Annotated in this window: 25 protein-coding genes; 15 read left to right on the top strand and 10 right to left on the bottom strand. The window is 49.7% G+C overall.

Translation table 11 applies throughout. From position 1 onward, the window contains the following. The first annotated feature begins 98 nt into the window (after window positions 1–98). The 3 genes from JIG40_RS18830 to JIG40_RS18820 all read left to right on the top strand — a co-directional run bounded on the left by JIG40_RS18830 (window position 99) and on the right by JIG40_RS18820 (window position 3,575). Window positions 99–1,025, top strand: a complete 927-nt coding sequence (locus tag JIG40_RS18830) for a LysR substrate-binding domain-containing protein (RefSeq protein WP_158143120.1) — start codon at window positions 99–101, stop codon at window positions 1,023–1,025. Between the two features lie 73 nt (window positions 1,026–1,098). Next, a complete protein-coding gene (locus tag JIG40_RS18825) occupies window positions 1,099–1,710 on the top strand; it encodes a LysE family translocator (protein ID WP_199465845.1) in 612 nt (203 codons plus the stop codon). 599 nt (window positions 1,711–2,309) lie between these two features. Next, a complete protein-coding gene (locus JIG40_RS18820; protein ID WP_199465844.1) occupies window positions 2,310–3,575 on the top strand; it encodes a RidA family protein in 1,266 nt (421 codons plus the stop codon). A 351-nt stretch (window positions 3,576–3,926) separates the two neighbouring features. Here the strand turns inward: JIG40_RS18820 and JIG40_RS18815 are convergent, their stop codons facing one another. Further along, window positions 3,927–4,271 (bottom strand): DUF3316 domain-containing protein, encoded by a 345-nt coding sequence (locus tag JIG40_RS18815; RefSeq protein ID WP_143683729.1) that lies wholly within the window; start codon window positions 4,269–4,271, stop codon window positions 3,927–3,929. 143 nt (window positions 4,272–4,414) lie between these two features. Then, window positions 4,415–4,837 carry an Hsp20/alpha crystallin family protein gene (locus JIG40_RS18810; protein ID WP_020431605.1) on the bottom strand — a complete coding sequence of 141 codons (423 nt, stop codon included), beginning with the start codon at window positions 4,835–4,837 and terminating at the stop codon, window positions 4,415–4,417. Window positions 4,838–5,148: 311 nt separating this feature from the next. Here JIG40_RS18810 and ompW point away from each other — a divergent pair, with 311 nt between their 5' ends. Both ompW and JIG40_RS18800 read left to right on the top strand, forming a co-directional pair. Beyond that, window positions 5,149–5,793, top strand: a complete 645-nt coding sequence (gene ompW / locus JIG40_RS18805; protein ID WP_024374932.1) for an outer membrane protein OmpW — start codon at window positions 5,149–5,151, stop codon at window positions 5,791–5,793. A gap of 346 nt (window positions 5,794–6,139) precedes the next feature. Next, window positions 6,140–7,966: a M4 family metallopeptidase gene (locus JIG40_RS18800; protein ID WP_199465843.1), complete on the top strand. Its 1,827-nt coding sequence runs from the start codon at window positions 6,140–6,142 to the stop codon at window positions 7,964–7,966. 77 nt (window positions 7,967–8,043) lie between these two features. Here JIG40_RS18800 and JIG40_RS18795 read toward each other — a convergent pair whose 3' ends face one another. After that, complete coding sequence (locus JIG40_RS18795) at window positions 8,044–10,089, bottom strand: alpha-amylase (protein ID WP_199465842.1); 2,046 nt, start codon at window positions 10,087–10,089, stop codon at window positions 8,044–8,046. Window positions 10,090–10,345: 256 nt separating this feature from the next. Between JIG40_RS18795 and JIG40_RS18790 the strand changes: the two genes are divergently transcribed. After that, on the top strand, window positions 10,346–10,894 hold the full coding sequence (locus tag JIG40_RS18790) for a hypothetical protein (protein ID WP_199465841.1): 549 nt from the start codon (window positions 10,346–10,348) through the stop codon (window positions 10,892–10,894). On the opposite strand, the gene JIG40_RS18785 is transcribed toward JIG40_RS18790, so the two are convergent. Continuing rightward, window positions 10,869–11,282, bottom strand: a complete 414-nt coding sequence (locus tag JIG40_RS18785; RefSeq protein ID WP_020328178.1) for a hypothetical protein — start codon at window positions 11,280–11,282, stop codon at window positions 10,869–10,871. The two genes, JIG40_RS18790 and JIG40_RS18785, sit on opposite strands and share 26 nt — an antisense overlap. Window positions 11,283–11,379: 97 nt before the next feature. Between JIG40_RS18785 and JIG40_RS18780 the strand changes: the two genes are divergently transcribed. From JIG40_RS18780 to JIG40_RS18770, 3 genes are all read left to right on the top strand, one after another. Further along, a complete protein-coding gene (locus JIG40_RS18780) occupies window positions 11,380–12,288 on the top strand; it encodes an aldo/keto reductase family oxidoreductase (RefSeq protein ID WP_199465840.1) in 909 nt (302 codons plus the stop codon). A gap of 284 nt (window positions 12,289–12,572) precedes the next feature. Next, window positions 12,573–13,625 (top strand): histidine kinase, encoded by a 1,053-nt coding sequence (locus JIG40_RS18775; RefSeq protein WP_199465839.1) that lies wholly within the window; start codon window positions 12,573–12,575, stop codon window positions 13,623–13,625. After that, a complete protein-coding gene (locus JIG40_RS18770; protein WP_158146372.1) occupies window positions 13,615–14,385 on the top strand; it encodes a LytTR family DNA-binding domain-containing protein in 771 nt (256 codons plus the stop codon). The genes JIG40_RS18775 and JIG40_RS18770 overlap by 11 nt, the downstream gene beginning before the upstream one ends. A 94-nt stretch (window positions 14,386–14,479) precedes the next feature. Here JIG40_RS18770 and JIG40_RS18765 read toward each other — a convergent pair whose 3' ends face one another. Then, on the bottom strand, window positions 14,480–15,805 hold the full coding sequence (locus JIG40_RS18765; RefSeq protein ID WP_020328184.1) for an anaerobic C4-dicarboxylate transporter: 1,326 nt from the start codon (window positions 15,803–15,805) through the stop codon (window positions 14,480–14,482). 282 nt (window positions 15,806–16,087) lie between these two features. Continuing rightward, window positions 16,088–16,918 (bottom strand): ammonia-dependent NAD(+) synthetase, encoded by an 831-nt coding sequence (gene nadE / locus JIG40_RS18760; protein WP_020328185.1) that lies wholly within the window; start codon window positions 16,916–16,918, stop codon window positions 16,088–16,090. Between the two features lie 103 nt (window positions 16,919–17,021). On the opposite strand from nadE, the gene JIG40_RS18755 reads away from it, so the two are divergent. Then, complete coding sequence (locus tag JIG40_RS18755) at window positions 17,022–17,534, top strand: nicotinate-nicotinamide nucleotide adenylyltransferase (protein ID WP_020328186.1); 513 nt, start codon at window positions 17,022–17,024, stop codon at window positions 17,532–17,534. A gap of 32 nt (window positions 17,535–17,566) precedes the next feature. Then, entirely contained in the window at window positions 17,567–18,067 is a 501-nt protein-coding gene (locus tag JIG40_RS18750) for a hypothetical protein (RefSeq protein WP_075989691.1), read from the top strand. A 66-nt stretch (window positions 18,068–18,133) separates the two neighbouring features. On the opposite strand, the gene JIG40_RS18745 is transcribed toward JIG40_RS18750, so the two are convergent. Further along, on the bottom strand, window positions 18,134–20,131 hold the full coding sequence (locus tag JIG40_RS18745) for a nitrate- and nitrite sensing domain-containing protein (protein ID WP_199465838.1): 1,998 nt from the start codon (window positions 20,129–20,131) through the stop codon (window positions 18,134–18,136). 301 nt (window positions 20,132–20,432) lie between these two features. Between JIG40_RS18745 and JIG40_RS18740 the strand changes: the two genes are divergently transcribed. Further along, a complete protein-coding gene (locus JIG40_RS18740; protein WP_020328189.1) occupies window positions 20,433–20,777 on the top strand; it encodes a HopJ type III effector protein in 345 nt (114 codons plus the stop codon). A 51-nt stretch (window positions 20,778–20,828) separates the two neighbouring features. Here JIG40_RS18740 and emrD read toward each other — a convergent pair whose 3' ends face one another. Continuing rightward, window positions 20,829–22,034 carry a multidrug efflux MFS transporter EmrD gene (gene emrD / locus JIG40_RS18735; protein ID WP_020431615.1) on the bottom strand — a complete coding sequence of 402 codons (1,206 nt, stop codon included), beginning with the start codon at window positions 22,032–22,034 and terminating at the stop codon, window positions 20,829–20,831. Between the two features lie 193 nt (window positions 22,035–22,227). After that, window positions 22,228–22,536 (bottom strand): cysteine-rich CWC family protein, encoded by a 309-nt coding sequence (locus tag JIG40_RS18730; RefSeq protein ID WP_020431616.1) that lies wholly within the window; start codon window positions 22,534–22,536, stop codon window positions 22,228–22,230. A gap of 158 nt (window positions 22,537–22,694) precedes the next feature. Here JIG40_RS18730 and JIG40_RS18725 point away from each other — a divergent pair, with 158 nt between their 5' ends. Beyond that, entirely contained in the window at window positions 22,695–22,949 is a 255-nt protein-coding gene (locus JIG40_RS18725; RefSeq protein ID WP_047460605.1) for a hypothetical protein, read from the top strand. A gap of 1 nt (window position 22,950) precedes the next feature. Here JIG40_RS18725 and JIG40_RS18720 read toward each other — a convergent pair whose 3' ends face one another. Beyond that, window positions 22,951–23,880 (bottom strand): DMT family transporter, encoded by a 930-nt coding sequence (locus tag JIG40_RS18720; RefSeq protein WP_172558263.1) that lies wholly within the window; start codon window positions 23,878–23,880, stop codon window positions 22,951–22,953. A 173-nt stretch (window positions 23,881–24,053) separates the two neighbouring features. Here JIG40_RS18720 and JIG40_RS18715 point away from each other — a divergent pair, with 173 nt between their 5' ends. Together JIG40_RS18715 and JIG40_RS18710 are read left to right on the top strand one after the other, a co-directional pair. Then, the gene (locus tag JIG40_RS18715) at window positions 24,054–24,509 is read left to right on the top strand and encodes an Lrp/AsnC family transcriptional regulator (protein ID WP_140228913.1); all 456 of its coding nucleotides are present in this window, start codon (window positions 24,054–24,056) and stop codon (window positions 24,507–24,509) included. A 125-nt stretch (window positions 24,510–24,634) separates the two neighbouring features. After that, a complete protein-coding gene (locus tag JIG40_RS18710; protein ID WP_199465837.1) occupies window positions 24,635–26,635 on the top strand; it encodes a methyl-accepting chemotaxis protein in 2,001 nt (666 codons plus the stop codon). Window positions 26,636–26,722 lie beyond the last annotated feature (87 nt).

Here is a 26,722-nt window from a genome sequence, read left to right as displayed (position 1 = left end):
AATTCTAATATTAGTATCTCTGTGATACGAAAATAGAATTAGCAGCAGAGTGTGAGGCATTTTAACGTACTTCATTATGGTGTGGTTAGGGACTATTGATGAGTAAAATCGATTACCGGTTGATAAAACAACTTTATCTTTTTCTGGCGGTGGCTGAAGAAGAAAACTTTGGTCGCGCGGCAAAGCGATTGGGAATGTCTCAGCCTCCTTTAACGGAGCAAATCAAAATACTTGAGCAGTCGTTGAAGCTCACGTTGTTTGAACGCTCTCGACGCGGTACCAAACTGAGCGCATCGGGCAAAGCGATTCTTCCTCATGTGCAAAAGTTTGTTGTTCAAATGTCATCGCTGGAAAAGATCGTTCGAGAGGTGGCGCACGGACAATCTGGTGTCATCCACATTGGTGCGATCACGTCTGCTATGTTTGAAGTGGTGCCCGCCTTTCTAGAACATTTCAAACAACGCTACCCGAATGTCACTGTTTTTGTTGATGAAATTGACAGTGCTGAAGCAATCACATCATTATCATCTGGTGAATTGGATCTGGCGTTTGTGCGGGTGGAAGGTGAGGTCGGTTTGGGATTGAGCACGTTACCTTTAACAGAAGATAAGCTCGGTGTTGCGTTACCGCTGAACCATCCAATGGGTGAAGATATGTGTATCTCATTGAGAGATCTGAAAGAGGAAGCATTTGTTATGTCTTCTCGGCGGGTCAATCCAACGTATTTCGATCTATTAACTTCGGCCTGTAGAAACCATGGGTTCAATCCACGCATACTCTACGAAGTTCGTTCTGTTACGGCTCAGATTGCCTATGTGAGTTGTGGTCAGGGTGTTGCTTTGGTACCCATGAGCATGGTCAACATGATTCCCAATAACGTAAAACTCGTCCCGCTGGAAGAGCCGATTTCAATTGTGACTGCAGCACTAGTGTGGGATCCAGAGCGTGGTCAGCCTTTGGTCGAATACGGTGTCAATTGGCTGAAAGAACATGTCACTGATAAGAAAAATGTATCAAACTATTAGTTAAATAGTATTTTCCCCCCACTCTAGAACGGCTGACAATAGTGTTTCTTTCTTCACCATAACGGGTTTCATCTTGGATACCTATTTCAGTTTTGCTGCTATTGCATTAGCCGTTGTATATATGCCTGGTCCGGGCACCTTAAAATCGATCACGAACGCGATTAACTTTGGTTTTCAAGGTTCAGTCGTCGGTATTTCCGGTTTAACGTTGGGAGTTTGTGCTGTTGCAGTATTCTCTGCCACTAGCTTAGGGTTGCTGTTGGTGTCATCACCGATGGCTTTCCAAGCGGTTTCTTACTGTGGCTCCGCGTACTTGTTCTATCTGGGATTTAAGTTGTGGTTTAGCAGTCGAAAGGCTCAGACTATCTCTTCGAACTTAGTGTTCAAAAAACGCCAAGTGTTCGGAGAAGGTATACTGTTACAATTTACCAACCCTAATGCTATCCTGTTTTTCTTTTCTATTTTTCCTCACTTTATAAAACCAGATGAAAGCTATGTTATGCAATTTTCTGTTTTAGTGGGGATTTTCAGTCTGGCATTTATCTGCGCCCATTCAACTTATGCGCTACTAGCTTATAAAGCCAAAAACCTCTTCGTGGGAACACATCGACATTGGCTAAATAAGATCAATGCTATCCTATTTATATTATTGGCGATTTATCTGGTATTCCATTCATCGATTTAAATCATTGATGAAATATGTAGAAGGATGTCACATGCGAATTAAGCATTTAGACTTTTTTTAAACAGTAGTTGATATGCCAGCGACGACTGCTCCCCAGCAACCTTGCACTAACAATGAAATCTTGGATAACGATGTTAAGCTGTTCAGGCAAATGTAGATGGGTTGTTTAAAAATCTGACTCAGAGTTGGATTTTTTGTATCTACGATATTTCAAACAAAAATCTATTCATTAAATGCGGGTATCAAAGCACTCGATTTGGTCTGGCGCGGGTCGTTTCTTTAGTATGTTGTGAAGCTGCCATCACATTTGAATATCTAAACTAAAATAAACGGCATATTTTAAATGCTATATATTCATTTTCAGGGAATGAATACGCTTATTGAATAAATATAGTGAGGTTTATTCTGGATTGTTTGGATAATTAGTCTTGCCATGACTAATTATCCAAGGCGTGTAAGCTTGCCAGTGAAATTGAATTTTGAATTTCATCACACTCATGTAAATAGCCTTGAATTACCATCAGCGCTCTTAGAAAGATAAGCCCTAAATAATCACTATCAAAATCCCCTACAAACCTATTATAAGGATACCTATCATCATGAGCGGTAAGATCATCAAGCTATCTCGAAATACAGACCGAGCGCCAATCAATGCACTCTCTACACAGAGCGTTGCTTTCTCTCATTACAACAATATCTCGGCGCAACTGCCGATTGATCCTCAAAGTGGTGAGTTGGTGGTAGGGGACATCAAAGCGCAAGCGAAGCAATGTTTTGAAAACATTAAATCTATCGTAGAGAGCATTGAGCACGTGATGGATGATGTGGTTAAAGTAAATGTATTCCTTAAGAATATTGACGATGCAGGCGCAGTCAACGAAGTGATGGCGACGTTCTTTACTCAATGCTTCCCAACGAAAACAGTGTCTGCAGTGGCTGAACTCCCTGACCGTGATGCACTGATTCAGGTTGACGCTTTAATCTCTAACGGTGAAGGTACCCAGCCTCAAGAACCCTGCGCGTTGATTAAGCTGGCGAGAAACAGTAATCGCGTGACTCAGAGCGCGACATCGACTCATTCAGTGGCTTTCTCGCACTACAACAACCTTTCTGCGCAACTGCCAATTGATCCGAATACAGGCGCGTTGGTTGAAGGTGGAATCAAGGCGCAAACGGCTCAGTGTTTGCGTAACCTAAAGACAGTTTTAGAAAGTATTGATGTACCGTTTGATGATATTGTCAAAGTGGGCATTCAGGTGAGAGATCTTGCCGACATTGAGCAAGTGAATGAAGTATACATGACGTTCTTCCCTGACTCGTCCATCGCTCGCAGCGTCGCTTATGTTCCAGCGCGTACCGTGACCCAAGCGGCAGGCCTGCCAATGAATGCATTGGTTCAAATTGATGCGGTTATTTCTCATGGCGACGGCACTCCACCACAAGAAGTGGAAGACAGACACGGGCTTGTGATTCGCGCGAACAATACCGAATTGGCACCAGTGAGTGGGCTTTCAACGCAAACCGTGGCTTTCTCTCACTACAACCATATCTCAGCTCAGCTTCCTGTGGATGTACAGACAGGAAAACTGGTAGACGGGAATACTGGCGAGCAAGCGAAGCAGTGTCTCACACATATTAAGTCCATCGTTGAAAGCATTGGTCATGAAATGGATGATTTGGTGAAGGTCAATATTCAACTGACCAATATCGCTGACCTGCATCTGGTTGATGAGGTATACACGACGTTTTTCAATGGCAAACTTCCAGCAAGAACCGTGATTGGTGTTGAAAAGATCCTATCAGGCGCATTGATTCAAATTGATGCGGTTGTTTCAAATGCTGAAGGCACACCGCCAACAAAATAATAATATTGCTGCCTTATATGCTGAATATCGGCATATAAGGCAAACTTTACCTTCCTCAAAAATATCCTCTCAATAAATAAGTTGGCACTAACGGGGTCAGCTCATTGCCTTTTGCTAAATTTGCCAAGTGACTCACGCACTTCTGTCCCAAAACATATTTGCTGTCCGTGTGAGCATAAAAATGAACGCATTGATTGAGCAAGAAAAGGCTCTGCGCTTGTACGAAGTGAGTGAAGATCGGAAAGTATCAGGCGGCTACTCAGCAAGCCGCTACGACTAAGGCATTGTGCTGGCGTTGATGGCTAGGATAAAAAATCCTGATGAGCGGGGGAACTCATCAGGCAGGAGCGACTAATCGTCGTGAGGGTAATACTGATAACGGTAGTTAACGGTCAGAATACTTTGAAACTCAATCTGGCCACTGGGCTCGGCGACCGGTTTGACGCTGCGCCGAATCTGGCTGATTCGCACGCTTTTGCTGTCTACATTTTCGTCGTAAATCGGCAGCACTTTTAACAGCTCTTGCGAGGGCATTGCTTGCAGATTGGCCATCATGGCTTCGCCCGCTTCGGCGGCTTGCTTTTGTGTCTGGTAACTGGCGGTGCTCAGGTTCGTTTGCGGCGCACCAAGGCGCATGCCAGACAGAGCAACGCTGCTAAACAACATGGCGGCAAGCAGCAGAATGATCTTCTTCATACTTACTCCAGTCTGATTTGTATTGACGGGATCATTGTGGTCGGGATCTGGCGGGTTGGTGTTAGCAAAAGGTCAAATGATCAGCAAATTATCCACAATAAAAACGCGGCGTTGTTGCCAGCGCCGCGCCGATTAAGAGCCCGTTAATTGATGTTGATACGTTGGCTCTCTTCAGGTTTGCCTTCCAGTTTGGGAACGACCACCACCAGAACGCCTTCTTCAAATTCGGCGTAGATCTCTTTCAGATCCACGTTGTCGCCTAAAGAGAAGCTGCGCACCATTTTGCCGTGATAGCGTTCTTTATGAATGACTTTGTCCTGTTCTTTGGTTTCTTCGTTTTTCGTGGTTGAAGCTTCAATCGTCAGCGTACCATTGCGGCAGGTGACGGCTATGTCATCTTTTGCCACTCCCGGTAGATCGGCGATGATTTCAAATGCCGTCTCTTTCTCAATCACATCTACACGTGGAGAGAAAGTGTCAGTATCGAAACGAGGCCGAAGTGCCGGAAAGGCATTGTCGAACAAACGATAGAAATCTGACCAAGAGTCACGCGGAATTAAGCTCATAACGCCCTCCTGTTTTCACCGTTTAACCCATCATCATAAGTGTAGATCTCGTCCAAAGTTTCGATTCGCAAACTTCACCTGAATTGATCTAAGTCAAGTGAGAATCGAATGGCATCTTGTGACGCACGCAAAAGTTGCATTAGATAAATGTTTGATAATTGCAATAAAAAGTGATGGGGTTTGCATTTTTCTACTATTTGCCGCAATAAATTTTACAAATTGATTTCCATCAAAAATGTGTGGTCTTTATGTGCTACTGTGCGCAGCAACAAGAACTACAAACTCTAGCCCTAGAAAAAGGAAATCACATAATGAAAAAAACACTTTGCGGACTTGCTGTACTTTCAGCGCTGGCTTCAGCGAACGTTCTGGCTCACCAAGAAGGTGACTTTATTGTTCGTGCAGGTCTGGCTGCGGTAGTCCCAAATGACAGCAGTGACAAAATTCTTGGTAGCGATGAAGAGCTGAAAGTAAACAGCAATACTCAGTTAGGCTTGACTCTTGGCTACATGATCACCAACAACATCAGCTTTGAAGTGCTGGCGGCATCACCTTTCTCTCACGATATTTCGACTGACCTGAGCGGTCTTGGCAAAATCGGTGAGACTAAACATCTACCGCCAACGTTCATGCTGCAATATTACTTTGCAGAGCCACAATCTGATTTTCGTCCATATGTAGGTGCGGGTATCAACTACACCATGTTCTTCGATGAGAAGTTCAACAGCACGGGTGAGAACGCTGGTCTGAGCGATCTGAAACTGGACGACTCTTGGGGTCTGGCGGCTAACCTGGGCGTGGATTACAAAATCAACGACAACTGGTTCCTGAACGCATCTGCCTGGTATGCAAACATCGAAACCACCGCGAAATACAAAGCGGGTGGCACATCATACTCAACCGATGTGAAAATCAACCCTTGGGTCTTCATGATTGCAGGCGGCTATAAGTTCTGATTTTTTATCGATATTTTTATCGGGAAGGGCAGCGAAAGCTGCCTTTTTTTGTGCCTGTCGCGACCAAATCTATTGACAAATATGTGTATGCTTTTGTGTGCATATATTTATCAGTTAAATATAAACTTTTGATTGATAACTAGGATTTTCCTGTCTTTTTTATCAATGAGCCCTCATTCCGCTAAGTCACTGTAAGCTTTAATGAACATGGGGTGAAAATTATTTTTTTGACCGAGTGGCGAGCTGGATTTTCTTGTTCCACTTTCAATGGGCGACGTTCGTCGCAGGTCAACAGATGCCAGTTAAAAGGCAATCTAACTATTTTCACACTCTCTAGGACTGAGAAATGAAAAAACTACAACGTCAAGTTAAAGGCTTACTCGCAGTAGGTTCAGTGATGGCTTTCCCGGTTTCTGCCGCGCAATGGGTTGCGGTTGAAGACAGCGGTCAGTTTCAGCAAGCGCTGACTGAGCAGAAAAGCAGCGTCGTCACTCAGGCAAACCGTTATAAGGCAGTCAAAACCATTAAACTGCCAAACGGCAAAGTAAAAGTACGTTATCAGCAAATGTATAACGGTGTTCCAGTGTTCAATACTGCCGTGGTTGCGACAGAGTCGAGCAAAGGGGTAACCAAAGTACAGGGCATGATGGCACAAGGCATTGAAGCGGATGTGGCGACAGTGCAGCCAACGCTCGATGAGAAACAGGCCATTGCCAAAGCGGCGGACAATTTTAGTGCGGCCAACGCCTCTTTTGCTGGTCAGGAACTGCCGATGGAAAACCAATCTGCGGTGTTGATGGTGCGTTTGGACGACAATCAACAAGCGCAACTGGTTTATCTGGTGAACTTCTTTGTGGCGTCGGACACGCCTGCACGTCCTTTCTACTTCATCGACGCCAACAGCGGCGAAGTGTTGAAACAGTGGGATGGTCTTGCACACGCTGATGCAACGGGTACCGGCCCTGGTGGTAACCAGAAAACCGGCATGTATCAATACGGTACTAATTACCCGGGCTTTGCCATCAGCAAAACCGGTTCAACCTGTACCATGTTGAGTTCTGCGGTCAAAACCGTTGACCTGAAAAACAAAACCTCAGGCACGACGGCGTACAGCTACGACTGTAACAACAGCAGCAACTACAACGATTATAAAGCGGTGAACGGTGCGTATTCTCCGCTCAACGATGCCCATTACTTCGGTAAAGTGGTATTCGATATGTATAACGACTGGCTGAACACATCTCCGCTGACGTTTCAGTTAACCATGCGTGTGCACTACGGTAATAACTACGAGAACGCCTTCTGGGATGGTTCTGCCATGACGTTTGGTGACGGCTATTCAACCTTTTATCCGCTGGTGGATATCAACGTGAGTGCGCACGAAGTCAGCCACGGTTTTACCGAGCAAAACTCTGGTCTGGTGTATGAAGGTATGTCTGGCGGTATCAACGAAGCTTACTCTGACATCGCGGGTGAAGCGGCGGAATACTACATGCGCGGCTCGGTAGACTGGGTGGTCGGCAGCGACATCTTTAAGTCGTCCGGTGGTCTGCGCTACTTCGATACTCCGTCTAAAGATGGCAGTTCTATCGACCACGCTTCTCAGTACTACAGCGGTATTGACGTGCACCACTCAAGCGGTGTGTTCAACCGTGCGTTCTACCTGTTGTCTAACAAACAGGGCTGGAACGTTCGCAAAGGCTTTGAAGTATTTGCGGTGGCAAACCAGTTGTACTGGACACCAAACAGCACGTTTGATGAAGGTGCTTGTGGCGTCGTGAAAGCGGCGCAAGATCTGGGCTACAACGTGAACGACGTGAGTGCAGCCTTTACCACTGTGGGTGTGAACTCATCTTGTTCTGTTGATTCTGGCAATGAGCTGGTGAAAGGCCAACCTGTGACCGGGCTTTCTGGTTCTGCGGGCTCTGAAACTTTCTATACCTTTACCGTAAGCAGCGCGTCGACAGCGACCGTTTCTATCGGTTCAGGAACGGGCGATGCAGACCTGTACGTGAAAGCAGGCAGCAAACCAACCACCAGTTCTTGGGATTGCCGTCCATATCGTTCAGGTAACAGTGAGCAATGTTCTATCTCTGCGGTTCCTGGCACGACTTACCATGTCATGCTGAAAGGCTACAGCGCCTACTCAGGTCTGACGCTGCGTCTGGACTGATTGCTGATCCCTTGTTATTTCCCTTAAGAAAAAGCGCACTCCCAGAGTGCGCTTTATTTCTTCTTTGCATGGCTGAGTTAACGGCCGACAAACGCCACCACGACTTTATCGTCGTCCAGCGTACGCGAGAACACGTAAGCATTCTTTTGTTCAATGACATGATGTTCACCCGCACCGATGGCCGGATGGCGCTGACGGAATTGCCCTACGGTCTGCCAATGTTTGAGCAGAGCCTCGCGATCGGCATTGAGATCCCACACCATATCTGAGCGGGTACCCTGATGGAAATCATCGGCGTATGGCCCGGCTTCCCGGCCGACTTCATCACCGTAGTAAACTTGTACCGCACCCGGAGTCAGCAACAGAGCGTTAGCCGCATTACGCTGCATGTCGAACGATTTAAATCGGCCAAAGAACAGCTCCGTATCGTGTGAAGACATATAGCTGACGGGATTGAAATCTGGGTATTTCGCCAGCGTTTGCGCGTAATCACGATACACCATCGCCATCTGGCTCAGGCATGCTGCTCCGGTGTCCATGCGTTTTTGAATATCGAAGTTGATCAGCGCGTCAAAACCGTCGTCGAAATAGGGGCTGCGATAGGCGCGATGGCCCCAGACTTCGCCCATCATCCAGAACGGTTCGCCTTGCTGACCATTGGCCGCACGCCACTCATTGAGGCTCTCGCTCGCTTTCTGTTTGAGGCGCTTCCATACATCGCCCTCAACATGCTTAACGGTATCAACCCGGTAACCGTCTACCCCGAATCGTTTGACCCAGTCGCTTTGCCACTCGATCAGATAATCGGATACCGTGTAGTTGTCTTTGGCGACCACACGAGTACCGGGATTATTCAGCAGCCATTTGGGTGGCGTGACATAGTCGGTCGATTCAGTGCGAAAATCGGGGAGGCCAGCCAGCGTCATGGTGATGTCGCTGGAACCGGGTTGTGGATAGCCCGGTAAGTCGGCACGTACCCAAGCGCCGCCCCACCATTCTTTCCAGTTCGGGCTTTTGTAATCGATGTTTTGATGGAAACTGTGCCAGTTCTCGCCAGCTTTAGGTGCCCAGTCGGCCCAGGCTTTCGGTAAGTTGGCCGGATTGACCACATCAATACCGTCGAATTGTAAATCGGCCAGCGTGGCATAGCCTGCGTGGTTAATCACCGCATCCAACAGCACTTTCATGCCGCGTTTGTGTGCTTCGGCAACCAGAGTTTTCAGGTCGTCATCGACACCAAAATTCTCGTCGATTTTGGTGAAATCGCGAGTCCAGTAGCCGTGATAGGCGTAGAACGGAAATGATCCGCTGTCGCCACCGCCGACAAAACCGCGCACCTGTTCGACAATCGGTGACAGCCAGATAGCGTCGGTGCCGAGGCTCTTGATGTAATCGAGTTTGGCGATCACACCTTTTAAATCGCCGCCATGAAAGGTGCCGACTTCATCTTTGCCATCGCTTTTACGGCCATAGCTGTGATCGTTGCTCGGATCGCCGTTCTTAAAGCGGTCAACCATCACAAAGTAGATGTTGGCGTTGCGATAGGTAAAAGGTTGCGCCTTGGTGTCTACCGGTTCCAACAGAACCAGACCACCACTGGATTTGGCTGGAGTGAGCGTGACTTTGCCTTGTTGCACGGTAACAACTTGTTGGGTAAAGGCATCTTTGAGCTGGGTGCCATCGGCAAAGGTATTGCCAAGTGTCAGCGTGACATCGCCACCCTGATACACTTCGCATGACACATTCGGGATCGGGCGCTTGAACTCTTTCTTGGCTGAAGCCGTGGCCTGGCGCACAAACGTCAGCGTGTGAGCCTTGGCGTCGTAACTGAACGCGTATTCACCGGTAAAACGAATTTTAAGAGGCAGCTCGGTTGCGCTGCCACAATTGAGGCCTATCGGCGTGTTGAATTTTACGCTCTGCTCTGCCGGAGCCTGACATTGTCCGTCGACACCCGTGATGCGCAGTGTGTAGTCATCTTTGGTTAACGGGACTACCAACGGTTCTTCGCTGCTGAGTGGAAAATCACGGCTGTTAGTGGTGGTTGATATCGTCAGGTTGGGCGAGGCCATGGCGGCAGGAGCCACGGCGAGCAGTGCCAGTGTCAGGGTGCTGAGTTTCATACTCTTTCAGGTCCTTGCTTCGTTTCCCTCTCTACCCATACCCGATTCAACGAAAAGAGATACGATGCCAGTAGTCGGGATATTGTTGGAATTATTCACGCTCCACATTACCCCTTGTGGTGTCAGGATACATCCTTCCTGAGCCTACGCCCCAAGAGCTTGAAGTGACTCACGTTTTGCCATTAAAAGGCGTAGAGGCGAGGCGGTTGTACTGATGAATCGATAACGGCACACTGGCAGAAAAGAGGAGAGACCCATGAACACATGGCGCTGGATGAGCGTGGCGGTAATGGCATGTTGGAGCCTGACGTCAACGGCGGCGCATCCGGATTTTCTGCAGCCTTATCTGCTGGGGCAGAATGCGGGTAAGGCATCGTTTGCTGAGCGCAGCGATTGGATAGAGTGCAGCGAAATACCGTCGGTGAAAAAGTGGTGCAGCGAACCTTTTGCCTATTACGCCACAACCGTATGGGCTGAGGTTGCGTTTCACCACGATCATCAAAGTGAGATGGTGTTGCATACCGATTACAGTATGCATAGCTGGAGTCAGCTGCAGCTTGGATTGCGCAAAGATGGCTTTCAACTTCAACATGCACAGCTGGCTCAGGTAACCTTTGATGTGACGCAGCAGATGCAGACGCAAAGCTGGCAGGCAACGGATAAAGCGTTGGTTGTGTTTCTCAACCAACATGCGCGGGCGTTTCCCAAAACTCTGATTTGGCAGCACCAGAACGCGCAGGCCAAGCTCTTCACTGACGGTTCAGATATTGCCCTGACTTTTACGCGGACGGCGTCAGCTCCTTAGGATGACGCTGCAAAAATGCCGCCATGGCGGTTTCATCCAGATAGCCATCGGCTTTTTTATGTGCCCGCAGATACTGGTATCCGGAGATGATCAGACGCTGCTGCTCCTGATCACTGCTCGATAAAACGTTACCTGTCACATACCTGTGCGCCAGCGCGTAAGCGTCCATGTCCACCACTTCGGCCTGACGGTAGAGATAACCACAACCGGTCGCCAGCCACTCCAGTGAGCAGTTAGCACGCATCGCTATCTGGTTAGCTTTAGACAGGCTGGGTTCGCTGCCTTTGAGATATTTGCGGATCAGACCTTCAGACATTTCTACCCGGCGAGCAAAACCACTGATGCTCTCTTCGCCGATCAATTCTTGTAAACGTGTAGCAAAACTCACAACTTCGTACTCCAGTTCGAACTTCTCAAGTCTATCCGTTGAGGTGGCAGGGAAACAAGCTTAGGATGTTCGCCAAAGAGAGAAAAGGAGTAAAACCATGGTTGCGAAAGTAACGATTGCCTCTCAAGGCCCGGAATTTTCTGAGTTAGTACAAGGTTACTGGCGTCTGGGCGAATGGGGTATGACGGCGCAAGAGCGTTTGACCTTCCTGAAACAGCACCTCGAGCTTGGGATCACAACGGTTGATCACGCTGATATTTATGGCAACTACGAGTGTGAACAACTGTTCGGTGAAGCGTTAGCGTTGGAACCGTCGCTGCGCGAGCAATTGCAGATCGTCACCAAGTGTGACATCAAGCTGTGCAGCGCTAAATTCCCAGAGCGCAAAATCAACCATTACGACACCAGTGCGGCGCATATTTACCAGTCGGTGAACAACTCGCTGGAGCGTCTGCGTGTGAACGAAATTGATTTGCTGCTGATTCACCGTCCGGATGTGTTGATGGATGCAGACGAAGTGGCTGAAGCGTTTACCGAGCTGCACAAAGTGGGCAAAGTGAAACACTTCGGCGTATCGAACTTCTCACCTGCGCAGTTCGAATTGCTGCAGTCGCGTCTGGGTAAACCGCTGGTAACCAACCAGGTGGAAATTAACCCCCTCAATTTCGACGTCGCGCACGATGGAACGTTGGATCAAATGCAGATGCTGCGTACCCGTCCGATGGCGTGGTCATGTTTGGGTGGCGGCGCTATCTTTCACGGGGATTCTGAGCAGGCGCAACGTGTGCGCGCTGTTTTAGAAGAACTGCGTGAAGAGTTAGGCGCAGAGAGCATTGATCAAGTGATCTACGCTTGGGTTCGTGCACTGCCGGCCAAACCTCTGCCGATCATCGGTTCGGGTAAAATCGAGCGGGTACAAGCGGCTGTTGACGCACTGGATCTGACTCTCAGCCGCGAACAGTGGTATCGAGTTTGGGTCGCGTCGAAAGGCCATGGTGTGCCATAGACCACTCTGCTGAAAAGATGAAAACCAGCCTTCGGGCTGGTTTTTTAGTATGTGAACGTTGCTGATTCGATTTCTCTGCGTCAATGACGCTGACAGATAACCGTTCACGCCAGAGTATGACCGTTCGTCGCAAAGCGCCAAATGAGTATTCAAATCGCTTTAATCTGATTCCCGACAACACAGAAAAGGGATGTGCCGCACGTTTCGTTGCGGCATTAAAGGGAGCGCGTAGGCAAACCCGCCTGAACTGTTTAGGATCCACTCATTGATAAAGGAATCGTCTCATGACAGACACAACTCTTTGGCTAAAACGTCATGGCAAGAGCTTGACATTTACCGCGCTGTTTTGCTTTGTGATTGCGCTCGGCACTCAGGCTATCTGGTCAAGCCCGCTCAGCGGCCATCTCATCATCAGCTTTGGTTACGGTTTGAGTGCGTATATGTGTGCACTGGTGCTCGGGGCGGCGCTCCCATCGCTTTCTACCCGCTATATCAATCTGCTTGCGTTGGCTGGCGGAATGGTACTGGGCACCGCCAACGCGTACATGTGGTTGAATCAATACCCGGGATTCGACAGTATTGCAGCGCTCAAACCGGTGGTGATGCTGGGCTTTATGTTTACCGCGCTGTGCTTTTTCTATTTCTATGCCCATGAGCAAAAACTGGTGGCGGAAAATGCGCTCGAAGTGGCGAAACGTCGTCAGAGCGAACAGGAGAAAGCACTGTTGCTGAGTCAACTCAAACAGCTGCAAAGCCAGATTGAACCGCATTTTCTGTTTAACACGCTCGCGAATGTGAATGCGCTGATTGCCAGCGAACCGCACAAAGCGCAGCGTATGCTGGAAAAACTGACCGATTTATTGCGCAGTTCAATGCGCTGTCGCGAAGGTGTTTCGACACTCAAAGATGAACTGGAATTGATTGACGCTTATCTCGGAATTCAGGCGATTCGCTTGGGAGACCGCTTGCGCTACAGCTTACCTGCTAGTCAGCAGTGGAACTCGCTCTGCCTGCCGCCAATGCTGTTGCAGCCACTGGTGGAAAATGCGATAGAGCATGGCATTGAACCCAAAGCGGAGGGCGGAGAAGTGAATGTGGCGATTGAGCGCCTGCAGGACTCGATTGTATTCACGGTCTCTGATAATGGCGCTGGGCTCAGCGATATTCCCAAAGGGAATGGTATCGCGCTGGAGAATGTGCGTCAGCGTCTTCACGGTTTGTTTGGTCATGATGCCCATTTCACGATTACTCAGAACGCAAAGGGCGGCGTGACGGCCGCTATTCGAATCGCTGAACACGCGATGGAACACTCACAAGGAGAGCACTATGCGGCCTGACGTGACCGCGCTGATCGCAGACGATGAGCCGCTGCTGCGCCGCCATCTCAACCAGTCTTTGGCGGATCTGTGGCCACAACTCACGGTGGTGGCCACAGCGGATAATGGGGAAACGGCACTCGAAGCCATTCATCAGCATCAGCCGGACATCGTGTTTCTGGACATCAGAATGCCCAAGCTTGATGGCATGGCACTGGCGAATAAACTCAAAGGACTCATCAAGCCGCCGCTGGTGGTGTTTGTCACGGCCTTTGATGAGTACGCGCTGCGCGCCTTTGACACCAATGCGGCGGATTATCTGCTTAAACCGGTTACCGAATCTCGTCTGCAACAATGTTGTGAACGTTTGCAGCAGCGATTACAAAGCGCCGAGCAAACCGCGCCGGACATGACGCAGCTGATTTCCCAGCTATCGCAGCTCAACGTTAAACCCAGTTATTTGACTTGGTTGAAAGCGAGCAAGGGCGAGGAGATTCATTTGATCGCTGCGGCAGATGTGCTCTATCTCAAAGCGGAAGATAAATACCTGTCGGTTTACAAGCAGGGGGAGCGTGGAATCGAAGAGTATCTGCTGCGCTCATCGCTTAAGGATCTGCTGGCCCAGCTCAACCCCGAACAGTTCTGGCAAATCCATCGCTCCGTCGCCGTCAATGTCGCTAAGGTGGATAAAGTGAAAAAGGACTTCACCAGCAAAATGTACGTCTACATCGGTGAGCGAAAATTGGCGGTGAGCCGGGCATTGCAAAGCCAATTTAAATAGCGAAAGAACCCGTTCAAATAGGATGGGTTCTACATAAACCGTGGTTCAAAACAAAAAGCGGGCATGAAGCCCGCTTTTTCATTCGCTTGGGTGATCAACCAATCACGATTTGACCGAGGACGTAGCCCATACAACAGCCACCAATCACACCAACCAGGCCGGGTGCCATAAAGGAGTGGTTGAAATACCACTTACCGATCTTGGTGGTGCCAGTGATATCGAAGTTTACGGTTGCGATATCAGACGGGTAGTTCGGAATAAAGAAGTAACCGTACAACGCAGGCATCAGACCAATCAGCAGGGCAGGTTCTAAGCCCAGCGCCAAGCCCACAGGCAGCATCATCTTCGCCACCACCGCTTGCGAGTTCACCACTACCGATACGATGAACAGCGCCAGCGCAAACGTCCAAGGGTAGGCGTTTACCATGTCGATGATGCCAGAGCGGAACTGCGGCATCGCGTATTGGAAGTAGGTATCCGACATCCATGCGATACCGAAGATCGCAATCGCCGCCACCATACCCGATTTGAACACCACGCCTTCCGGTACCGTTTTCGGATTCACTTTGGTGACCAGCAGAATAATACCGCCGAAACACAGCATCATCATCTGAATGACGGTTGCCATGTTAATCGGTTTGGCATCGCCGATTTGACGCACTTCAGGGAACATCGCCACCAGTACAATCACGATGATCGACAGAATGAACAGCAGAACTGAGTTTTTCGCAGAAGCTGGCAGATGCTCATTCAAAGACGTTGCGGTGGTGCTGAAGATTTTTTCACGTAGCACAGGATCTTGCAGGCGCGCTTGGTACTCTTTGTCGTCTTCCAGCTCTTTACCGCGACGCAGGCTGTAAAGTGACATCAGCACGGTACCGAACAGCGTGGCTGGCACAGACACCATCAGAATCGACAGCAGTGTGATGTTGTGGTTGATGTTGGACAGTTCAGCCAAGTAGTACACCACCGCCGCAGAAATCGGAGACGCGGTAATGGCGATTTGCGATGCCACAGAAGCCGCCGCCATCGGACGTTCCGGACGAATGCCGTTTTTCAACGCAACGTCGCCGATGATTGGCATGATGGAGTACACCGCGTGACCGGTACCCAGCAGGAAAGTCATACAGTAAGTCACCAGTGGTGCAATGATGGTGACGCGTTTAGGGTTTTTACGCAGCAGACGTTCAGCCACTTGCAGCATGTATTTCAAACCGCCGGCCGCTTCAAGAATCGAAGCACAGGTCACCACCGCAAGAATGATGAGCATAACGGTGATTGGTGGTGAAGTCGGTGGCATCTTGAAAATAAAGACTTCGATCGTAAGGCCGATGCCCGATACAACGCCAAGGCCAATACCGCCGTAACGTGAGCCGATGTATAACATCAGCAAGAGGAACAGGAATTCCACGTACAACATATTTGTGAACCTTATAAAGTGAAAGATGAATATATTTTCCGACGCTATTCACAAAAAATATGAAGCTTGGTTCACACAAATCTGGCTATCAAAAATGAAATGAAAGTAATGGGAGTACAGTCACGCTATTCCCTTGATACGTAATGGTTTTGGGAGTGCTTTTGTAGCGAGAATGTTGTGCTACATCGTAAGGCGTGTGAATAAAAGCCAAGCGCAGAAGGCTTGGCTTTACAATAACTTAGGTGCATTGATGCATAAAGCACCAAAAAGTATGCAATCCGATCAGTCGTAGATGGTTGGAATCGGTTGACGCTTGTGCTGGGTTGCTTTGTAAATGCCCACCAAACGGTCGATAACGAACTGCTCAACGGGCTTGCCTTCGAGGAAATCGTCGATCTGTTCGTACGTCAGATTCAATGCATCTTCGTCCGCCTTTTGTGGTGCCAGTTCTTCCAGATCGGCGGTTGGTGTTTTGTGTACCAGCAGATCCGGAGCGCCCAATGCTGCTGCAACTTGGCGAACCTGACGTTTGCTCAGGCCAAACAGAGGCGCCATATCACACGCGCCGTCACCAAATTTGGTGTAGAAGCCAGTGATGTTTTCTGCCGAATGGTCCGTACCCAGAACCAAACCACCCACGTAGCCTGCGATTTCGTATTGCGCCACCATGCGCGCACGCGCTTTCACGTTGCCTTTCACGAAGTCGACTTTGGCTTCTTCACTTGGGATAAGGCCAGTACCAGCCAATGCATCGTGTGATGCCGCATGCAGACCATCAACCCCCGCTTTGATGTTCACCGACACCGAGTATGTTGGCTGAATGAAAGAAAGCGCCAGTTGCGCTTCGTCTTCGTCTTTCTGCTCGCCGTAAGGCAGGCGAACGGCGACGAATTTGTATTGGTCGGTGGCGTGTTCTTGGTTCAGTGCGTCGACTGCCAGCTGCGCCAAACGGCCACACGTAGTGGAATCAATACCGCCACTGATACCCAGTACCAGCGCTTTACAGCCAGATTCAGTCAGTTTGCGTTTGATAAAGCCAACACGGCGTTCAATTTCGAATTCTGGATCGATGCTTGGTAGCACTCGCATCTCTTCTCGGATAATTTGTTCCATTAGAGTTCCTTTTCCTGCAAGCAATAAACATTTAGTAGTATCATACCGCAAACATTCAATTAGAAAACCGTGAATGCCGTTTTCACTCTTAATCGGGAAAAAGATGGAAAAAATTGCTGTTTTTGGCAGCGCTTTTAACCCACCAACGTTGGGGCACAAGAGCGTAATCGACTCACTGGAACATTTTGATCGCATTTTACTCGTACCCAGCATTTCGCATGCCTGGGGTAAGGAAATGCTAAATTATGAGATCCGATGCCAGCTTATTGATGCTTTTATTAGCGATTTGGCTTCAAATAAGCTAGAACGTTGTACTGTAGAACAAGATTTAATCAATCCGGGTGAAAGTGTTACCACTTACGCCGTTTTAGAGCGTTTACAGGAAATTTTTCCAAACGCTGACATTACTTTCGTGGTCGGACCTGATAATCTTTTCAACTTCGGTAAGTTTTTTAAATCCAAAGAGATTTTGCAGCGCTGGTCAGTGATGGCCTGTCCGGAAAAAGTCAAAGTGCGCAGTACGGATATCCGTCAGCGACTGGCTGAGAAAGGGGATGTGTCTTCAATGACCACACCTTCGGTAGAACATTTGCTGCGAAAACTGGATGTTTATTAATTGTTTGCCCGTTTTGGGCTGGAGTCGTATTCATGAAAAAGTGCGTTTTGCTGATGACACTTTTCTCTTTGCCGACCTTAGCGTCTGCATGCGATCTCTATACGCCCGCAACACTCCCTACCGATGAATCCTACGAAACCGCCCAACTAGACAATGCTGGTGTGTGTATTTCTCTGCGCGATGGCTGGGAATACACCTCAGAGCACTTGTTGAACTTCGATGTCGAAACCGAATCCGGCGCCCATGATGTCAACTACTGGAACGGCTGGATTGCCGCAGATAGTAATGACACGAACCCGTTTCTCACTCAACAACTGGAAAACAGTTATTTGGGGCTGGGGGTGTGGATGCCGACCGATTTGGCCGCACGCGAAAACCAGATGAGCACCGAAGAGTGGCTAATGAGTCATGGTTTGAAACTGAGCCTGGGTTTTGGCCAGAAGAAAGCGGGCGAGCCGCGCGTTCGTTTGGATTATCGCTGGCACGAAGTGTATCAGGCAGACTGGTTTATGCAGATTGAAGTGCCGTTCTGAACCTCTATGAACAGTAATAAAAAAGGTCATCACAGTGATGACCTTTTTTATTGGTTACCGCATTGATTAATTCAGTTTGAACGCGCCGAGTTGCTGCTTCACGCGGTCGACTTCGCCGTGATAGCTGCTGACGATGTTATTCATCTGCTGCGCCAGTTCACCAGTTTGCTGGGCAATTTCAGCCAGAATATCGACGTCTTTATCGACGGCTTCGCTGGCTTTTGATTGCTCGATCGTGGCGTTAGCGATGCTGGTGATGTGAGCGTTAACTTCTTCGATCACGCTTTCCAGAGCGGCAACACTGTTTGTTACCGTTGAGACGGACTCAAAAGTTTCATGGGTCGCATCACGGCTTTTTTCCATGTTGTTCACTGCTGTCGCAGTGTTGTTGGTGATGTTGCTTAGCAATTGGCTGATGTGCTCAGTAGCTTCTTTACTGCGCTGCGCCAAATCACGAACTTCTGACGACACCACCGCAAAACCGCGCCCGTGTTCACCGGCACGCGCCGCTTCAATCGCGGCGTTCAGTGCCAGCAGGTTGGTTTGTTCTGAAATGCCGTTGATGGTATCGACAATCTTACTCACGCTCATGGCGTCTTTTTCCAGCTCGCTCATGCAGGTTTGCGTTTGTTCGATTTGCTCCACCAGCGCCTCAACCGCTTTAAAGGAGGATTGGCTCTGACCCTGGCACTCGACGACGCGCTGAGTCATTTGGTGTGTCTCTTCCAGCGCACGCTCTGAAGACTGAGCGATTTCGACACTAGATTGCGACAACTCGGTCATCGCCGCGGCAATGTTTTCACATTTTGCGGTCGTTGCACCGCTGCTTTTACCGAGGTCTTGTGCGCCCATGACAATCTTCTTCAGGCGCTCGGCACTATGATCGTTGGTTTGCGTCACATCAGACAGCAGGCTGCGAATGTTGTTGGTCAGGCCGTTGACGCTTTGTGAAATCTGCGAAATCTCGTCACGTCCTTCGGATGCAATCGACACACCCAGATCGCGCTTCGATGCCATTGAATGCAGCGTTTTATTCAGTTTGCCCGCGCGTTCGCGTAGCGTGATGACGCTGGTCAGCAGGCTCCAAACCAACAAGACCGCCACAATCAGGCTGGCAATTAAAATCACGTTCTGATTCCAGATAGCCTGAGTCGCCTGCTCGGCCGACATGGTGGTCATCTGTTGTTGAATGCCGTTGCGCAGTTGGTTAATCAATTTGATACGTTCGGTTGCCGCCGCGAACCACTCAGCCGGGGCCGGACCTTCTAACGCATCCAGAGATTGACTTTGTGACAGGTAAGATTGCTGAACCTTATCGACGTTTTTCCAAGTTTCGCTGCTTTTGAATTCGCTGAGTTTGTCGCTCAGCGCTTTTGGCATGGTCATCGCGGCCATACGTTCTGCGTAGTTACCCGATTCGATATAACCATTCACGGCGGTGTACTGCGCCGGTGTGGACGATTTTCGGGCAAACGCACCATTTAGGGCACCACGTACCTGACCTGCACGCTCTTTCATGATCACCACAGAAATGAGAGAGCTGCCCAATTCGGCGACATTCGCATCATCAATGGTCGAGAGCAGAATCTGTGAGTCATCGATCGCCAGTTGGTTCAGATTGGAGTAGTAGGCAAAAGGAGAAACCGTTGGCGTTAACGAGTCGACCTGACGGCGTACATCATTCAACTGAGCGAGCTGGTTTTGCACATCCGCTTTCAGTTTGTTGGCCAATACGGGATTGACGGTCACCGGAGAAAAACTCTGCAGCGCTTTGACGTGCGTATCGGTTTCGCTGCGCTGTTTTCTCAGCTGTTCAACCTGAGGCCCTTGGCCTTTGGAACCCAGCACACCGGCAGTCAGGCCGCGTTCGAGGGCTAAGTTGTGGGCGAGGTTATCGTACAGCAGGATCAGTTTTACCGTTTCCTGATCGTGTTCGGCGGTTTCGACTCGCTGTCTGAGGTCGAGGACGTTGAACGTAGCAAGTATTAACGCAATGGCGATAGGCAGCCCGGCAATCAGCGTGACCACCCTGTACAAAGGAAAATGCCGCAATAGTTTTTTCATAAAGCCCTCTGACGACTCATTCAATTTATAGGTTTAATCGGTAAAACATTAGTGTAGACAAGGATTAAAAAACATAACGTACGTATTAAAGCAATAAAATTGTATCCCTATTTGCATCGGGTTTGATGCCGGACAAATTACTGCTGTAACACAGGCGATATGTGCATCAACTTTCTCATTAATTACTAGCATTTTTCATACCTTGTTGGATGCATAAAGTGTTTCAAGTTGTGCATAGGTTTTCATCGGGGAAATTTTTCTTTAGACTGCGGGCTTTCGAAATCAACGGGAATGGACACACATGGAACTGAGCGCGCTATTGACTCAACTGACTGAGCAACCTGAAAACGTCGTATTTGCAGAGGTGATTGCCACCATCGATGCGCATTACGATTTCACACCGACGGCGTTTGATAACGGCGAAACCCGCAACGAAGCGAACCAGAATAATGGTTCATGTAAGATTTTTGCGTTCGCCCAGCTGAATCAGCTCAGCCCGGAAGCCACACTGGCCTGTTTTGGTGATTTTTACCGTCAGGATGTATTGCAACATCCGGAGAACGACGATCACCAGAATATTCGCAATTTCATCCGTTTTGGTTGGGATGGCGTGAAGTTTGAAGGTGTGGCACTGACCGCGAAATAAGCAGTGACTGAAAACAAAAAGGGAGGCTGAGCCTCCCTTTTTTTCGTCTGATTATACGGCCAATGGCATGTGTTTGGATGGATCGTGGCGTTTGTAAACGCGGCGCAATCCAAGCAGAGCCAGTAGCGACATCACCAACATAATAATGCCCAATGGCAGTTGGTTTGAGGCCGGGAATACGGAGGCCAGCAACGTTGCCAAGCCAGCTCCCAGATTTTGCATCCCGCCCAGAATCGCGCCGCCAGTACCGGCATGGTAAGGCAGCGGCGCCAACGCGCCAGTGGTCGCAGCCGGAAACAGAATGCCTGCACCCAGAAAGTAAACGGTCGCTCCGCCGATCAAGGTTGGCGCTGTGGTTTGGTCAAGCAGACCCGGGATCAGAACGATCATCGATCCCAGCATAATCGCGAACAGGCCCACGCGCAGCGCACGTTTTTCACTGTAGCGCTGAGCGATCACGCTTGATAGCCAGGCACCAGCCAGATAACCCGGAATCGGGGTGACGAACAGCAAGCTGACGGTGGTCGCCGGCAACTCAAGTACGCCGCCTAACAGCACACCCGCGGCACCTTCAAACACTGCAACGCCAGCAAAGGTTGCCACCAAACAGATCAGGTAACCCTGAAAACGGTGATCCGACATGACGAAACTGTAGCTGCGCAGCACCGATTCTTTTTTACGGATCTCTTTTGGCAAGGTCTCGACCATGCTGGTCATCATGGTAATGACCACGGCAATCGCAAACAGCGATAAGAACAGATAGCTTGAACGCCAACCAAAGAACTCCGTCAGGTAGCCGCCCAGCACCGGGGCGATCAGCGGTGAGAAGATCAAACACATGCTGATCAGGCTGTTTGCACGATGCAGTTCTGCGCCAGTAAAACAATCTCGGGTCAGAGTACGGCACATCGCACCGCCACAACCGATGCCCAGCCCCTGAATAAAGCTACCCGCCAGGAACCAGGAAAACTCTTGTGCAAACAAAGCAACCAGAGAGCCAAGGATATAGATAACTAATCCCGCGATAATGATTGGCTTGCGGCCCAGGCGATCAGACAGTGGCCCGTAGACAAACTGCGAGACACCATAAGGGATCAGATAGCACGCCATCACCGCCTGCAGCGATGCGGCAGACACCAGAAAATCATCGGCCATATGACCGATAGAAGGCACATACATGGTCTGAGTCATCTGGCCGACAGCGGTCAGAATGGCGATCAGGAACGTCAGTTTGGCTAACGGAAATGTTGCAGACATCTTTTTCTCCACCCAACAACATTAATAACGCGAGAAAGATAAATTACAAAAATATGACTAATGAGAACGGGAAGGAATGCGGTGTTCTCGGCGCGAGATATTAGTGAGGGTGGAGCGCTTTATCAATCGAAAAGTGTGATCTTACGCAAGATAAAAATCTATGTTTTGAATTAGAAAAAGTAATGTGAAATTATTATTCAAGCGGCTGTTTTGCTAAGCATCGGCGACACAAACACACTGAGCTTTCTGGCAGGGCTGAAAGGTCGCGTTTTTCCAACTCAAAACACCAGCAGGTGCTTTTGCCTGCGCTGATATCGCAATGTGCCGGCTCACCACAAGATGGGCAGTGGTGCGTGGTTTGCTGGCCGGATAAGCGCTGCATGATGGTGTCCCGCTCGTGGTCGGACAAATGACGCCACTGAATAATTTCATCCATGGTGCGATGACAACCAGAACAAACTCCGGCGTTATTTTTACAGGCGGCGATACAGGGGGTTTTCATAACAGCTGACTTCTTTATTGAGTAAACGCGAAATATACCTGAAGTCGCGGAGTTGCCCAACCGCAAGCCGGATATCTTTGTTGCTCTGCCTATTGCTTTTGCTAACGGGCATGACTATTATAAATCTAAATGAGAATTAATATCATAAAGGTGTTTTGATGTTACCTTTGCTTGCTGCCTTGGTATTTATGTTTGGATTAGGAAAAAAGCTGCTGGTGCCGGTGCGCTGGACAGTCGCTTTGTCCGTCCTGTTGGTGGCGCTGTATCTGTTCGGTGTGATTAGCGCGGTTCCCGTGTTAGTGACGCTGTTTGTCGCCTCGCCATTTCTTATCCATTTACGCTACAGCGACAAGGCCAACACTCTGTTTGGCCTGTGCGTTGTTGTGCCACTCATCGTGGAAGTGATTCGCTAAGTTATCCTTTGCCGTGTTGCGGTGGCTGGTACGCCAGCGATGCGTCGTACTTCATAAATACGTTGCTGGCAATTAAGCTGCCGCAACTGACTAATCCCAATCCCAGCCAGGTCATGCTGGTTGGAATCTCACCAAATACCGGAATTGCCAGTAAGGTTGCAATGGCCGGGGTTGCTGAACCAAACGCCGCCGAGCGTTCCGCGCCCAGTGTGGTTACGGCGTGCAGATAAGTAAATGCGGCAATGACGCCTGCCCCGACACCCTGAATCAAACTGTGACCAAATAGCGTCTGCCATGGCCATTGTGCGACGGGCGTTTGTGCCAGATAACTGGGTAATACTCCTGTCGCAATCAGCGCGAGCAGCAGCACTACGGATAGCAGCGAAATGAATCCGGCCGCTGCCAGCGAATGGAGGTTCGCAACGCGGGCGCAGATGGTAAACACCGCCCACATCATACTGCCGAGCAGAAACAGCAGATGGCCAAACAGTTTATCACTCTGATAATCCATTGCGCTGGTTGAGAGAAACACGCCAATCCCGCCCAATACCAACACCAAACCAAAGATACGATGCTGGCTTAACGGCTGATTAAACAGCCAGACGGCAATGCCGGAGACAAAGAGCGGTAGTGTGCCGGGAACCAGTGTGCTGCCATCGGAAACCGGTACAAAATGCATCGCGCTGCCAGTCAGGAGCAGATAGGGCAGGCCGCAACCAATGAACATACCGAGCAGGTAACGCTTAGGCACCACCGCGATTTTTGCTTTGGCTTTCATGACAAACGGCAGCAGCACGACAGCGGGGATCAAAAAACGCGTCAGCGCGATATCGGCAGGCGTCAGCGCGCTGATGGCCCCTTCGCGCAGTGATAAGAAAAAGCCAGACCAGAGCAGCAGCGTGGCCAGCATGGCCAGATATCCTGAGAACATATGTCATCCTTGATAAGCAGTGGTGCCGTGTGCGATTCACAAATCCGGCGACGATATTTATTATCACGGTTACTTGACGCTGATATTCGGCGAATTTAGTTTATGTAGAGAGAAATATTGATGGATTTCATCAATGAAATGAAAAATAACGCTGGAAATGACCAAAAATGAAAATGGACAGAATTGACCGCCACTTGCTGGCTCTGATTCAGAAACAGGGAAGGCTCTCAACCGCCGAGCTTGCGGAGTTGGTGGGGCTTTCGGCTTCGCCTTGCGCGCGGCGGCTTAAGCGACTCGAAGATGAAGGCGTGATTGACGGTTATCAGGCCAAACTGAATCGCAAAGCGATTGGCATCGGCATGACGGTGTTTGTTGAAGTGAGCCTCAACAATCATCAAGCCAGTTCGATTGACGAGTTCGAATTGGCGTTGGTGGAGATGGATGAAGTGATCAGCGCGCACGTGGTGTCGGGGGCGTACGATTATCTGCTGGAAGTGGTCAGCCCGGATCTGGTCGGCTATGAGAGCTTTATTCGTAAAGTGCAGCAGTTGGACAACGTGAAAGACATTCACACTCACCTGGCAATGCGTCAGGTCAAACAGGCCGGCTCGCTGCCCGTGTTTCGTTAACAATATGAATGTGCATGGGATTTTATATCAGTCAGTTACGCGTTTACGGTATCTCATATTCCCCGGTTTGCGTAACAGAAAATTAACGTTATAGTGACCGCCTAACGTTGTACAGGAGCTTATGGATGAAGCTAACGATTTCAGGGAAGTTGCAGCTGAGTTTTTTGTTGTTGGCCCTTTTGTTTGTCGCGTCTGCCGCGATGACCTATCGCAGTGTGTCGATATTAGAGCGTCACACGCAATCCCTTCTTAATTCTGATTTACCCACCGTCGATACCAGCCGCGGTATTCAGCAGTCGATTCAGGCAACGCTGTCCACCGTGCGCGCCTACATGTTGCTGGGCAGTGACGAAGTTGCTGGTGAAACCCTCAAGCAGCAGTTGAATAGCATCATCGTGCAAACCGACGAAAGCTTACCGGTGCTGGAAACTCTGATCGCCGAGCAGGATTATCAAACGGTGGTTAAACAGTGGGGCGAGGTAAAAACCTCAGTCAATAAGATCGTGGAACTGGCGCACGGCCCGGAAAACCTGCCGGCACACAACCTGTTTACTAACGAAGCCGCGCCGATTGCCGAGGTGGCGCTGGACCAGATTCAGGGTCTTATCAACGACGAAGCGTCCAAGAAAGAGGGCGATGAACGTAAGCGCCTGTTTAAAGTTTACGCCGACAGCTATAACTCTTTGGCCAACGCTCTATCGGCGATGCGCGACTTCTTGCTGTACGGCAAACCGGAATACCTGAGCAAATATCAGGAGTTCATCAAAGCGCACAACCAGTCGGTCAGCGAGATCGAAGACAAACTCGAATTGCTGGATGACAGCGATCGCTCGTTGTGGGATCTGTTTAAAGAGATGCAACAACTCTATTTCCCACTGGCGGATCAAACCATCGCGCTGCGTCAGTCGCCAGACTGGAACTTTGCCAACCAGGAAATGGCAAAGCAATTGCTACCTGCGGCGAGCGCGCTGGAAGCGAGTCTGGAAAATGTGGTGGCCGCGCAGCAGCAAAAAGCCGATCGCAGCGGGCAGGGTATTGAAGCATCGATTCATCAGGTGCTGACGTTTCTGGTAGTCGCGCTGGTGCTGGTTATTGTTGCGGCACTGGCGATATCCAATTACATGGGACGCAGCATTGGTCGCCGTGTGTCGGAGATTTCACAGCGAGCGCAACGGATTGCTGCTGGCGATGTGTCGCAGCAACCATTAGCTGTGCAAGGCAACGATGAGCTGTCTGCGCTGACCGAATCCATCAACCGCATGAACGCTTCTCTGGCGGGCATTGTGCGCGGTGTGACGGACAAAGCCAATCAGGTGAGTGAGAGTATGAACGCGTTGCTCAACTCCAATCAACAGACGCTGACTCAGGTGAAAAACCAGCAACAACACATCACGGAGATGGATGCTGAATTGTCTGACGTCGCGCAATCCACCACGCACACGTTGGCTCAGGCGCAGCGTTCGGTTGAGACCCTGTCGGAATCGCAGCGCGAAATCGCGCAGGGCAAAGCGTCACTGGAACTCAACAAAGAGACTATGCAGACGCTGCATGAGACGATTGAGAAAGCCAACGTGTTGGTGAGCCAACTCAGTGCAGAGAGTGCGGCGATTGGTAAAGTGACTGAAGTGATTGAAGGCTTGGCAGAGCAAACCAACTTGTTGGCGTTGAACGCAGCGATTGAAGCAGCACGCGCCGGCGATTACGGCCGCGGGTTTGCGGTGGTGGCGGATGAAGTGCGTTTGCTGGCCACCCGCACTACGCAGTCGACCACCGAGATTAACCAGATTGTGCAGGCGATTCAGTCCTCAACGGCATCGGTGGTGAAAGAGATCCAGCAAGGTCAGCAGATTGCGGAGCTGGGCGCGGAGCACATCGAAGAGGCGGTGGTAAAACTGGAGTCCACCACGGAACAAATCGCGATGTTGAACGATCAAATGTTGCAACTTGCCAGCGCGGCAGAGCAGCAAACCCAGGCTACTCAAGCGATCACCAGCCTGATGCATGGCGTAACGCATGCGGTGGAAGATGTGGCGGCAATCAGCCAACGCTCAAATCAGACTTCACAGCAGGTGCGTGAACAAGTTTCCGACCTGAACCACGAAATGGCACAGTTTAAACTGGCTTAACTGCCGGTAGCGTCGCGTGTTGTCTTCACGCGACGTACTGACCACTCCATTCTATCTGTTCTTCTTATCTATTTTATCCGTAACATT

The organism is Vibrio sp. bablab_jr001, from assembly GCF_016464285.1.
GTDB classification, from domain to species: Bacteria; Pseudomonadota; Gammaproteobacteria; order Enterobacterales; family Vibrionaceae; genus Vibrio; species Vibrio fluvialis.
Note: the sequence above shows the minus strand (reverse complement) of the source record. Positions and strands in the feature narration are given on the sequence as shown.